The 11,263-nt window shown below is 62.4% G+C and carries 12 protein-coding genes; 10 read left to right on the top strand and 2 right to left on the bottom strand.

Annotated features, from left to right (window positions below):
- The coding region (locus VNQ78_RS14615; protein ID WP_325691046.1) for an integrase at positions 1-828 on the bottom strand (828 nt) is incomplete at its 3' end.
- A gap of 620 nt (positions 829-1,448) precedes the next feature.
- On the bottom strand, positions 1,449-2,162 hold the full coding sequence (locus VNQ78_RS14610; RefSeq protein WP_325691044.1) for a TetR/AcrR family transcriptional regulator: 714 nt from the start codon (positions 2,160-2,162) through the stop codon (positions 1,449-1,451).
- A 206-nt stretch (positions 2,163-2,368) separates the two neighbouring features.
- Between VNQ78_RS14610 and VNQ78_RS14605 the strand changes: the two genes are divergently transcribed.
- The 10 genes from VNQ78_RS14605 (at position 2,369) to VNQ78_RS14560 (ending at position 11,148) form a co-directional block, all read left to right on the top strand.
- Positions 2,369-3,385 (top strand): ABC transporter substrate-binding protein, encoded by a 1,017-nt coding sequence (locus tag VNQ78_RS14605; protein ID WP_325691042.1) that lies wholly within the window; start codon positions 2,369-2,371, stop codon positions 3,383-3,385.
- A gap of 5 nt (positions 3,386-3,390) precedes the next feature.
- A complete protein-coding gene (locus VNQ78_RS14600; protein WP_325691040.1) occupies positions 3,391-4,125 on the top strand; it encodes an ABC transporter permease in 735 nt (244 codons plus the stop codon).
- A gap of 32 nt (positions 4,126-4,157) precedes the next feature.
- Positions 4,158-4,955 carry an ABC transporter ATP-binding protein gene (locus VNQ78_RS14595; RefSeq protein ID WP_325691038.1) on the top strand — a complete coding sequence of 266 codons (798 nt, stop codon included), beginning with the start codon at positions 4,158-4,160 and terminating at the stop codon, positions 4,953-4,955.
- Positions 4,948-5,754, top strand: a complete 807-nt coding sequence (locus VNQ78_RS14590) for an ABC transporter permease (RefSeq protein ID WP_325691036.1) — start codon at positions 4,948-4,950, stop codon at positions 5,752-5,754. The genes VNQ78_RS14595 and VNQ78_RS14590 overlap by 8 nt, the downstream gene beginning before the upstream one ends.
- Positions 5,755-5,790: 36 nt before the next feature.
- Complete coding sequence (locus tag VNQ78_RS14585) at positions 5,791-6,984, top strand: FAD-dependent monooxygenase (protein ID WP_325691034.1); 1,194 nt, start codon at positions 5,791-5,793, stop codon at positions 6,982-6,984.
- A 139-nt stretch (positions 6,985-7,123) separates the two neighbouring features.
- Positions 7,124-7,780, top strand: coding sequence for a TetR/AcrR family transcriptional regulator (locus tag VNQ78_RS14580; RefSeq protein WP_325691032.1), 657 nt, complete (start codon positions 7,124-7,126; stop codon positions 7,778-7,780).
- 145 nt (positions 7,781-7,925) lie between these two features.
- Positions 7,926-8,627, top strand: coding sequence for an Asp/Glu racemase (locus tag VNQ78_RS14575; protein ID WP_325691048.1), 702 nt, complete (start codon positions 7,926-7,928; stop codon positions 8,625-8,627).
- A gap of 10 nt (positions 8,628-8,637) precedes the next feature.
- Complete coding sequence (locus VNQ78_RS14570; RefSeq protein WP_325691030.1) at positions 8,638-9,420, top strand: alpha/beta hydrolase; 783 nt, start codon at positions 8,638-8,640, stop codon at positions 9,418-9,420.
- A 20-nt stretch (positions 9,421-9,440) separates the two neighbouring features.
- Positions 9,441-10,472 carry a leucyl aminopeptidase gene (locus VNQ78_RS14565; protein ID WP_325691028.1) on the top strand — a complete coding sequence of 344 codons (1,032 nt, stop codon included), beginning with the start codon at positions 9,441-9,443 and terminating at the stop codon, positions 10,470-10,472.
- Between the two features lie 55 nt (positions 10,473-10,527).
- Entirely contained in the window at positions 10,528-11,148 is a 621-nt protein-coding gene (locus VNQ78_RS14560; RefSeq protein WP_325691026.1) for an isochorismatase family protein, read from the top strand.
- The last annotated feature ends 115 nt before the right edge of the window (positions 11,149-11,263 follow it).

The raw sequence follows: 11,263 nt of genomic DNA, 5'->3' as shown, positions 1-11,263 counted from the left end.
CAGGATCTGGCGCAGGCCGTCGGCGGAGAGCCGGCGCTTCAGCACCCGGTCGGCCTGGCTGACCGGCCGGAACAGCGGTCCGTCCTCGATCCGCGCCACCGCGATCCAGCGCATCACCGCGCGGGCGGCACGGCCCTTCAGTGGCAGCCGCGGCGCCAGTGCCGGACCGGTGGTCTTGGTGCTGAGCAGGCGGATGCGCAGCAGGCCTTTCTCGGCAAATTCGTCGCTGTCGATATCGGCCCGGTTCAGGGCGACGATCTCGGCCCGGCGCCGGCCGCCGGAGGCCCAGCCCAGCATCAGGCAGGCGCAGTCGCGCAAGCCGCGATGGCTGGCATCGCAGGTGGCCAGCAGCTGCTCCAGCACCGCCCGAGTGATCGGGTTGGCCGATTTCCGTTGCCGCGGCCGGGCGGCGGCGCGCCGGGCGCGGCCGCGGGCCTCGGCGATCAGCGGGCTCCCGAAGGGCGAGGGCAGGTTCTTCATGCGATGGAAGGCGCGCCAGGAAGCGATGCGGCGGTCGAGTGTGGCCGGGGCAGGGCAGGCGAGGCTGCGGCGCAGCTCGGCCGCGATCAGCGCCTCGGCCACCTCGCGGGCCGGGCCGGAAGCCTGGCTCAGATCCTGGGCATGTTCGAGCAGGAAGCGCAGTGCCACCGGCTCGGATTCCGGCCAGGCCAGATCCTCGCCGCAGGCCAGCAGCTTCCAGGCGGCGATATAGGCGAGGTCGCGCTCCCAGGCGCGCAAGGTGTTGTCGGGGGTGCCGCGGCGCCAAAGATCGGTCAGCGCTTCGGCCTCGGCGGCGGAGAGGGCAGGGGGCGCGATTGGCAGTTTCATCGCGCCATTCTGCGCGGCCTTCTCCCGGATCACAAGACTCACGATAAGCGGGACTTATCGTAAGTGATCAGCTTGTTTCGAGAGCGCTGAAGTCATCCGTGACATACTTAAATAATGCGGATAAAGGAGAAAATGCCCTGAAAAATTTAGATTTCGCGTTAACCTTCCCATGTCAGAGTCGGCTAAGCCCATCAGTTTTGCGAGCATCGTGACATTGGACGGTGACCATAATCTGGCCTGGCCGGCGAGGTGTTTGCCCCAATACTTGAGAATGAGATCGACTTCTCGCGCGGACAGGTCCTCGTCGCGACCCAAGAACTGCAGGAGGCGCCGAGCAGTTCGAGTCTAACTGGTCTGGAGGGACAATCACGACCTGATCCCCGGCCGGGGTCAGAAGAAGAACTTTACCGGCATCGACTCGACCAACGAGGAACCACATTCGCCGAGGGCGGCCGTTTCGGCTGTGTAGGTGCCCGAATGCCAACGTGAACTCCAAGGTGGTGGCCGAAGCAACTTTTGCACCGGGCCTGACGGCGCGGCCCAGGTTCTACCGGCAGCCCGAAGCGCAGCAACTCTTCGAGACCGGCGAGTTGGGCGCCAGCCGAATACCCCATCTGACCCTAGCCCATGGGATCGCGAATTGGCTGCAGCATCCCCGCCGTCCCAAATGCGACAGCTGTGTCCAGGAGGCCCGCCATTGGATCTGTCTCTTCCTCCTGGACTAGCTCGTTCAGACGGCTGGCCCCGGAAAAGGCATAGAGATAGGCGCCAATCAGCAGAGACATGCGCTGGTAGATCTCACGCGATGTCAGTTGGGGCAGCAACTTGGAGAAAGCATCTGCGTAGGCTCGAGTCGGCTCGTTATGGACCAGCCTGCGGAGTTCATAGGACAGTTCTTCCGGCTCCATGTGCAGACGGGCGTGCAATCGCAGGAACGCGCGCCCCTGCGGGTCGTCAAACAACTCCGCGGCGGGCGAGATGAAGGCACGCACCAGTTCTTCGACCGTGTGGGATCCCCCAGCGTCGAGCGCCTGCAACCGCTCCATCCGCTGGCGAGAAATGGAGAAGCCCCGGCGGGTGAAGACAGCGCGGAACAGATTGTCCTTGTTCTGGAAGTAGTAGGCGATCATCGCCGGCGTCACTGCCAGCCGCTCAGCTACCTGACGCAAGGTGGTACCTGCGTAGCCGCTTTCAGCGAACAGAACCTCAGCAACGTCAAGGATGTTGTCGGCGAGGTTCGTCTGTCCTTCGGGCCGACCTGGCCGCCGGGGCCTACCAGCGCGTTCGGAGGCGGGCGGCTTGGGTTCGGCCTGCCGGTCTTCCGGCGCGCTCATACCCCGCATCCGCTGTGCGACGTGGCGCGGGTCAGGCCGGAGGTTTTGTAAAACTGCATCTTTATCCGCATTTCTGATTGCTTTTCGGCCTCATCCTAGCCTCGAAGCAATGCAGAGGGAAAAATATTAATTATATGGTTGATTAATTAATCTGCCTTGTTACTCTGGGTGCAATCACAAGACCAATCGCCAACAGGGTTCACACCATGATCAACGCTTTTCGCTGCGGCATGCTTGCCGTTGTCCTGACGTCTGTTGCCTTGCCGGTCGAGGCCGAGAGCCGGCCCAAGGTGACGATGCAAGCCGTGGCCGGCAGCATCGGCGGTGTCCCGATGATGATCATCGAGGGCGAGAAGCTGGATGAGAAATACGGCTTTGACGGCAGCTTCGAGTATCTACCCAGCGACGGGTTGTTCCAGAATTTCCTGATCGGCAATGCCGACGTCTCGATGGACAACGACATGCTGGGCGTGGCGATCGCGCGGGCCGAGGGTTTTGATGTCTCGGCATTCTATCCGGTAGGGAACCTCTATCTCGGCATCATCGTGCCGGGTTCATCAACCGCCACTACGCCCGAGGATCTCAAGGGGCACAAGGTCGGCCATTTCGGAGCGGAATCCGGCACCACCTCCTTTATCCGGCTCATCGTGGAGGAGATGTATGGCTTCGACGTACTCAAGGAGTACCAGATGTCGCAGGTTGGTCCCGGCGCGCTTGTGCCGCTGCTGGCCAAGGGCGAGGTCGATGCGATCTTCAACTTCGAGGGTTTCGCCTCCGAGGCGATGGTCGCGACCGATGGGCGCTACTTGTTGCAGGCCCATGCCGATTACGCCAAGTTCAACGGCGGCTTCGCACCCTGGATCACCAATATGGCCGCGCATGGCGAATGGCTGCGCGACAACCCCGAACTCGCCTATGCCGTCCGCGACGCCTATGACGAGGCCATCCATCTGCTTGAAAGCAGCAATTACGATATCCTTAAGAAACCTTACATCGCCGAGAAGCTGGGTATCAGCAGCGAAGGCGTGCTGGAAAAGGTCATCGAGAACGGCCGCACCTACGGCTATTTCTCGAACGATTGGTCGCCCGAGAAGCGCGCGGCGGCCTCGGCCTTCCTTGACAAGCTGGCCCAGGAAGGCTCGGTCATCCAGAGCGTGCCTGAAGGAACCCTGATCGCGCTGGAAGACGCGATCGGCCCCCGTCCCCAGGGCAAAACGCAATGAGCGGCTTGGCACGAACTGCTTGGGCAGCGCTAGCGCTGGTCCTACTGATCCCGGCCTGGCATCTGGCTGCGGCAAGCACAACCTTCATCGAGAGTCCCTCGGTTGTGATTAGAGCGCTGCCGCATTTTCTGGGCAGCGCCGACACCTGGAGCAATATCGGGATCACCCTTGCGCGCGTCCTGGCCGGATTGGCACTTGGCATCGTCGCGGGGTTCATTGCCGCTCTGGTGATGAGCCGCTCGCCCTTCATGGGCGAGGTGCTGGGCTATTACGTCACCGCCGCCCTGCGCACGCCAAGCGCCATTGCCGCGATTCTGGCCCTGGCAATCTTCAAGGGGTCCGAGGCAGGCTATGTGCTGGTTGTCGCCTTCATTACCTTCCCCTACATGGCAGTCGGGATGCGCGACGGGCTGAACAGCGCCGATCGCGAGCTGGACCAGATGGCGGCGATCTATCACCTGAACCTAGCAAACCGCATCCTCCATGTCTGGGTGCCCTTCGTTACGCCCTATATCTTCTCGGCGCTACGCAATGCCCATGCATTGGCCTGGAAGGTTATCGTCGTCGCCGAGATCTTTGGCGCCGCCCGCATGGGGTTTGGCGCCAGGTTCGAACATGCCTGGGAATACATGCTGATGACCGAGGTCCACCTGTGGTTGCTGGTCTTCATGGCCATCGTCCTGGTCGCCGAATACGGCCTCATCCGCAATATCGAAAAATACACGTTCCGCTGGCGCTAGGCGCCGTCCCGAACCTGCAAAGCGAGAATCCCATGACCACCGACACCCGTCCCTCTGTTCTCAGGGTCGAAGACCTAGGCGTGTCCTATGGCAGCTACGAGGCCGTCAACCGTCTGGACTTCGACATTCGCCGCGGTGAATTCGTAGCCATCCTCGGGCCTTCGGGCTGCGGCAAATCCTCCATGCTCAACGTGATCTCGGGGCTGAACCCGCCCAGTCGAGGCACCGTCCATGTCGAGGATCAGCCGCTATTCACCCCAAGGTCCAAGGCGCCAAGGCTGGGCTATGTCTTTCAGTCCCACCGCCTGCTGCCTTGGCGCAGCGTGAAGAAGAACCTCGAGATCGCTCTGGCCGCCTCGCTGGTCCCAGAGCGTGAATGGGAGGCGCGGATCGACGAGATTTTGTCCATCCTGCACATCGCGCAATTCAAAGACGCCTGGCCGATGCGCCTGTCCGGCGGTCAGCGCCAAAGGGTGTCGATTGCCCGGGCGCTGATCGTGAACCCTTCGTACATTCTGATGGACGAACCGCTGTCGACTCTGGATGAGGTGACGGCCCGCTCGCTGCGGCAGGAACTGACCGGGATCTGCCAACGCACCAATGCAACCGCGGTCTTTGTCACGCATTCAATCCGCGAAGCCGTCTATCTGGCCGACCGCATCCTGATCCTGACCCGGGGGCCGGCCCGCGTGCACGAGGATTACACAGTGCCGCTAGAGCGCCCCCGCGACTATGACGATCCGCGCATTTCGGAAATCGAAAACGACATCATTCGTCGCGTGCAGGCCCCCTGGGGTCTTGCCCGGACCGAGGAGCGGGCCGTTGCATAACCTGGACATCGGCAAGCAACTCGGAGCTTCGCCCCTGGTCCGTGCCCTTGCCGCCCTTCCGGCGGGGCGACTGGGCGCGGGGATCGTGTCAATTGGCTCTATGCTGCTGATCTGGCATGTCATGTCGCTGCATTTCCGACCCTGGGTGCCAGATATCGGGGCGACTCTGACGGCCATCGGTCAGCAACTCCAATCGCCCGGGTTCTGGGAGAACTTCTTCCTCACGCTGGGCCGGGTGCTGACGGCTTTCGTCGCAGCTTCGGTCGTGGGCGCGGCGATCGGGCTGTTGATCGGCCTGAACGAGCGGGCCGAGGCCTTTTTCCAGCCGCTTCTGGCACTTGCGTTGGCGGTGCCGGACCCGGTCTATATCATCTTCGCGATCCTGGCCCTAGGTACGGGCGAAACGGCAGGCTTCGTCGCCCTGACCATCGCGGTTGTGCCGTTTGTCACCAACATCGTGCGCTCGAACGTTCATGCGCGTGACAGGGCACTCGACGAAATGGCCCAGATCTATCACTTGCCGCGCCCGGTCCGCCTGATGGCGGTGCTGGTGCCCCAACTGGTGCCTGCTCTGCTGACGGCGATGCGCTTTTCCTTTGCGCTATCGTGGAAACTGGTCGTTGTGGTCGAGGCCATCGGCCAGCCCAACGGCATCGGCTCGGCCATCTTCCACAGCTTCCGGCAGCTGCGGATGCGCGAGGTTGCGGCCATCGCGATCATCTTCATCATCACCATGCAGCTTCTGGAACGCGGCGTGCTTGGCCGTGTCGAGAAACGCCTTTTGCGCTGGCGAAACTAGGCTGCGCCTTTCTTCTTAAGAACAAGGAACGACACTATGAAAATCGGCATCATCGGCGGTGGCATCGGCGGTACCGCAACGGCCCGGGCTTTGCTGAACAAGGGCTTCGACGTCACCATTTTCGAACAGGCCCCCGCCTTTGGCGAGGTCGGCGCGGGAGTCCAGATCACCCCTAACGCGGTCAAGGCCATCATGGGGCTGGGGCTGGAACAGGCGCTATACAAGGCTGCATTTTACCCGCAAGCAGTGGTTGGTCGCCACTGGCAGTCGGGGCGGCAGAACTTCCGCATCGACCTTGGCCCCGAATTCCGCGCGCATTATCGTGCTCCGTTTATCCATATCCACCGCGCGGATCTGCTCGACATCTTCGCCTCGGGCCTCCCCCCCGAAATCTGCCGCTTCAACATGCGCTGTGTCGGCGTCTCCCAGACCGAAAGCGGAGCGCGCGCAGAGTTTGCGGATGGGAGCTATTTTGACGCCGACCTGATCATCGGCACGGATGGAGTGCGCTCGGTCGTGCGCCAGACCGTCTTTGGCGCAGGCGACCTGCGATGGACCGGACACCAGTGCTATCGCGCTCTAATCCCGACAGGGGGGGTGGTGGGCCATACCGACCCGGTCAGTGCGTTCTGGATGGGGCCTAAAGCCCATGTCGTGACCTATTATGTCAAGGGCGGCGAAGCGGTGAATATCGTCGCCGTGACCGAGGCGCCCGAATGGGTCGACGAAAGCTGGAGCACACGCGCCTCGCGTGACGAGATGCTGGCCGATTTCGACGGCTGGCACCCTGACCTGCAACGCCTGTTCGCCGGCGTCACCGATGTGTTCAACTGGGGTTTGTTCGATCGCGACCCGATGGAAAGCTGGACCCGGGGTGCGGTTACGCTGCTGGGCGACGCCTGCCATCCGATGCTGCCCTTCCTGTCGCAGGGCGCTGCCATGGCGATCGAGGACGCCTATGTGCTGGCCGAGGCGCTGGCGCTGCATCCCGGCAATCCGGGCATGGCACTTTCCGCCTATCAGGACGAACGCCTGCCCCGCACAGCCCGGGTGCAGCTTGAAGCGCGCGAACGGGGCCGCACCTATCACCTGCCGACCGAAGAGGAGATGGCTGCGAGGGACGCCGAATATGCCCGTCGCGCGCTCGAGGATCCGCGCACAACGGGCATCGACACCGACTGGGTCTATGATTACGACCCGCGCGCCTTCTCCGCGCGACTGGCGGCTTGACGGGACGCAGAAACCTCGGCCGGCGAAATGGCGGGCCGAGATATATTATTCGAATGAATAATAATTCCGGTCCAACTTGAGATCGAAGGCCCCGCGTGGCAACTTGGCACCAACCGAAACCCGAGACAGGCAGGACCAAGTGGCAGAGCGACGCAAGCCGGGGCGACCCCGCGAAGGGGTGGATCTGCGCGACCAGATCCTGGATAGCGCAGAACTGCACTTCGCCGAGCAGGGGTTCTCGGGAGCCTCGACGCGCGACATGGCCGCCGATGCAGGCGTCAACCAAGCCCTGATCCGTTATTACTTCGGTAGCAAGGAGTCCCTGTTCCAGGAGGTGTTCCGTCGTCGTGGCGGCGCGCTCTCGGGCCGCCGCCACGTGCTGCTGGACCAACTCCTGGCCAATGACCAACACCCGACGGTTCCCGAGATCGTCCGTGCCTATCTGACCCCTCAGTGGGATATGAAATATTCTGGCCCCAACGGAGCCGCCTTTGTCCGCTTGCAGGCCCGCCTTCACGCAGAACCAGAGGAATACGCCTTGCAGTTGCGGCGCGAGGTTTATGACGGTTCGGTCAAGCGCTATATCCAGGCACTTGAAAAGGCGCTGCCGGCCATCCCGCGCGAAGTCATCTCGATCCGCATGGCGTTTCTGGTTGGCACCTATCTGTTCATGTTGAACGACCTTGGCCGCTTGGGCGACATGACCGACGGCCAACATTACGACATCGGGAAAGAGCCGATGCTCGATCACCTTGTCAGCTTCTTGACAGCGGGGCTCAAGGCGCCCGCCCCCTGATCTGCACCAGTATTTCATCGGCTGAATAATATTCGTTGTAATTATTCATTCGAATAATTACGGTTTGATTCGAACCGTGTTCAGCCAAGGCAGACCAATGAACCCCATCCGCATCGGCCAGATCGTCCCCAGTTCGAACATCACCATGGAGACCGAGATACCTGCGCTCTTGAAGGCGCGCGAAATGATCGCGCCCGAACTTTTCACTTTTCACTCCTCGCGCATGCGGATGAAGCATGTGACCAAGGACGAACTGTTCCGCATGGACGCAGACAGCGATCGCTGTGCGCTGGAGCTCTCGGACGCCAAGGTCGACGTGATGGGCTATGCTTGCCTGGTTGCTATCATGTCGATGGGCCTCGGCTATCACGCCGCCTCGCAGGAGCGTCTGACCAAGGTTGTCCGCAACAACGGGAGCGACGGCGCCGTCGTGAACTCGGCCGGGGCGCTGATCGCGGGGCTCAAGGCGCTCGGCGCGAAGAAGGTCGCCGTCGTCACCCCTTACATGAAGCCTCTGACCGAGCTGGTGGTCGATTATATCCGCCACGAGGGGTTCGAGGTCGTCGACTATCGTGCGCTGGAAATCCAGGATAACCTGGCCGTCGCCGCGCACGACCCGATGAACCTGCCACAGATCGTCGCCGGCATGGACACCACCGATGCCGACGTGATCGTGCTTTCGGCCTGCGTGCAGATGCCCTCGCTGCCTGCAGTTTCCGTGGTCGAGGCGCAGGCGGGCAAGCCGGTGCTCACCGCCGCCATCGCCACCACTTGGTCGATGCTGCGCGCATTGGATCTGCCGACCCGTGTGCCGGGCGGCGGTGCGCTGCTATCTGGCGCTTACTGAGGATCCGACCATGACCAATGGCTACAACGTCCGTGCCAACGGGATCCGCCACCATCTGCTGCATTACGCGGGACCGGGCCCCGACTTGCTGCTGATCCCCGGTATCACCTCGCCGGCGATCACCTGGGGCTTCGTGGCCGAACCCTTGTCCAGTCGCTACAACGTCCACGTTCTCGACGTGCGGGGCAGGGGCCTCAGCGAGGCGGGCGATCTCGACTACTCGCTGGACGCCATGGCCGAGGACGCCATCGCTCTGATCGAGGCCTGCAGGCTGCAAAAGCCCATCGTGATGGGTCATTCCATGGGAGCCCGCACGGCAATCCGCGCTGCACGGAAGAACCCGGAACCGTTCTCGGGTCTGATCCTGTTGGATCCTCCGGTCAGCGGCCCGGGCCGGCGCGCCTATCCCAGCGCCTGGTCCTGGTATGGCGACTCGATTCGCATGGCGCAACGGGGTTGCGCGGCCGAGGAGATGCGCAAGTTCTGCCCGACCTGGACCGATGAACAGGTCGCGCTGCGCGCCGAATGGCTGCACTCCTGCCAGTATACGGCGATCAAGACCGCCTATGACGGGTTTCATACTGACGACATCCACGCCGATCTGCCGCATCTGGCGCTGCCGGTGCGGCTGGTCAAGGCCGGCGCCGCACCGGTGATCACTTCCGAGGATCTGGCCGAGTTCCAGACATTGGTTCCCCATCTCGAGACCCGCATCGTCGAAGGCGCAGGCCACATGATCCCCTGGGACGACCTCCCGGGGTTTCTCGCTGCCACCATGGATTTCCAGACATAACCTCCAACGGGAAGACTGACATGGACCACACGAGTTTCACCGAGATCTGCCTGCATCAGTTGAAGATGTCGGGTGTGCGCAGCGGCGAACGCCTGATCGTGCTGACGGAGGGCACCGAGCGGTTGGATTACGCCGATGCCTTCATGGCAGCCGGCCAGCGGCTGGGCGCCCAGATGTATCACATGCGTTTGCCCGCCCCCCTGCCGACCGACGGTTGGGCGGTGGGCCAGACCGGCCTTGCGGCCATGCCCGACGCGGTCGAGGCGCTGAAGAATTGCGACATGCTGATCGACTGCATCTTCCTACTGTTCAGCCCCGAGCAATTCGCGATCCAGGCCGCCGGCACCCGGATTCTGACCGCTGTCGAGCCGCCCGAACTGTTGGCGCGAATGCTGCCCTATCCCGAACTTCGCGAGAAAGTCGAGATCGCGGCCGGTATCCTCGACCGCGCCAAAGTCATGCGCATCACCTCGGCCCACGGTACCGATGTAACCTATAAGCTGAACACCTATCCGACCGTGCCGGAATATGCCTGCACCGACACACCCGGCCGGTGGGACCATTGGCCCTCGGGCTTTGTCTTTACGGGCGGCGACGATGATGGCGTGGACGGCACCATTGTCGTGGCGCCGGGGGATATTCTGCTGCCGCAGAACCTGATGGTGCGCGAGCCGATCACCTACACCATCGAAAAGGGCTGGATCACCGATATCGGCGGCGGGCTCGAAGCGCAGATCGTCAAGTCCTACATGGACAGTTTCAACGACAAGCGCGGCTTCGGCATGAGCCATGTCGGCTGGGGCATGAACCCGAACGCGAAATGGCACAATTTCGTACCCGGCACCTTTGAGGGCGGCATGGGTATGGAGCCGCGCAGCTTCTATGGCAACGTCATGTTCTCGACCGGGCCCAACAATGAACTGGGTGGGCCGAACGACACGCATTGCCATCTGGACATCCCGATGCGCGACTGCTCGCTGTTCCTCGATGACGAGGCGATCGTGATCGACGGCGATATCGTCGTGAAGGACATCCAACTGAACCGCGCTTGATCCGCCCAGGGCAGTCTGATGATGGGCTGCCCATTTCTTTCCAAGGAAACAGAACATGTCTCAGCAACAGGTCTATGAGGCCGCCGGTTTCGGCGGCACGGTCGAGCGGGGCACCCGCCCGGCCATTGTCGTGGTGGATTTCACATATGGCTTCACCGATCCGCAGTATCCCACGGCGGCCGACATGTCCGCCGAGATTGCTGCGACCCGCAAGCTGACCGATCTGGCCCGCGCCAAGGGATTTCCCGTCATCTATACGGTCATCGCCTATACGCCGGGGCAGCTGGACAAGACGCCCTGGCTGAAAAAGGCCACGGGGATGTCAGCCTTCATGGCGGGCAGTCGTCTGGTGCAGATCGACGAGGCGACGGGCAAGCAGCCCGATGATGCATTGGTGGTGAAGAAGGGCGCTTCGGCCTTCTTCGGTAGCGCGCTTGGCGGGCTGCTGGTGGGTGCCCGAACCGATACGGTGGTGGTTTGCGGCACGACCACCTCGGGTTGCGTGCGCGCGACTGTGGTCGATGCCGTGCAGTCCGGTTTCAACGTCCTGGTGCCGCGCGACTGCTGCGCGGACCGAGCAGCGGCTCCGCATGAGGCGAACCTTTATGACATGCAGCAGAAATATGCAGATGTAATGGATTCCGACGATGTCCTTGCCTGGTTGGAGACACTTTAGCTCGGCCCAACTTCAGGAAAAGCGCCGGCGGCGAGGGTGAAAACCCCCGCCGTTTTCATGTGGAGAAGCCTCTCGACCAGTATGAACGAAATAGGGGCGACCAACGTCGCCCCCC

The organism is Paracoccus sp. (in: a-proteobacteria) (assembly GCF_035556475.1).
Classification (GTDB): Bacteria; Pseudomonadota; Alphaproteobacteria; order Rhodobacterales; family Rhodobacteraceae; genus Paracoccus.
The sequence above is the reverse complement of the archived record's forward strand: the minus strand, read 5'-3'. Positions and strand labels throughout refer to the sequence as shown.

What these genes read in the sequence shown, in the direction of transcription:
- VNQ78_RS14595 (WP_325691038.1), top strand. Translation starts at nt 4,158, where the DNA reads ATGACCACCGACACCCGTCCCTCTGTTCTCAGGGTCGAAGACCTAGGC.
- VNQ78_RS14585 (WP_325691034.1), top strand. Translation starts at nt 5,791, where the DNA reads ATGAAAATCGGCATCATCGGCGGTGGCATCGGCGGTACCGCAACGGCC.
- VNQ78_RS14565 (WP_325691028.1), top strand. Translation starts at nt 9,441, where the DNA reads ATGGACCACACGAGTTTCACCGAGATCTGCCTGCATCAGTTGAAGATG.
- VNQ78_RS14610 (WP_325691044.1), bottom strand. Translation starts at nt 2,162, where the DNA reads ATGAGCGCGCCGGAAGACCGGCAGGCCGAACCCAAGCCGCCCGCCTCC.
- VNQ78_RS14570 (WP_325691030.1), top strand. Translation starts at nt 8,638, where the DNA reads ATGACCAATGGCTACAACGTCCGTGCCAACGGGATCCGCCACCATCTG.
- VNQ78_RS14560 (WP_325691026.1), top strand. Translation starts at nt 10,528, where the DNA reads ATGTCTCAGCAACAGGTCTATGAGGCCGCCGGTTTCGGCGGCACGGTC.
- VNQ78_RS14575 (WP_325691048.1), top strand. Translation starts at nt 7,926, where the DNA reads ATGGAGACCGAGATACCTGCGCTCTTGAAGGCGCGCGAAATGATCGCG.
- VNQ78_RS14605 (WP_325691042.1), top strand. Translation starts at nt 2,369, where the DNA reads ATGATCAACGCTTTTCGCTGCGGCATGCTTGCCGTTGTCCTGACGTCT.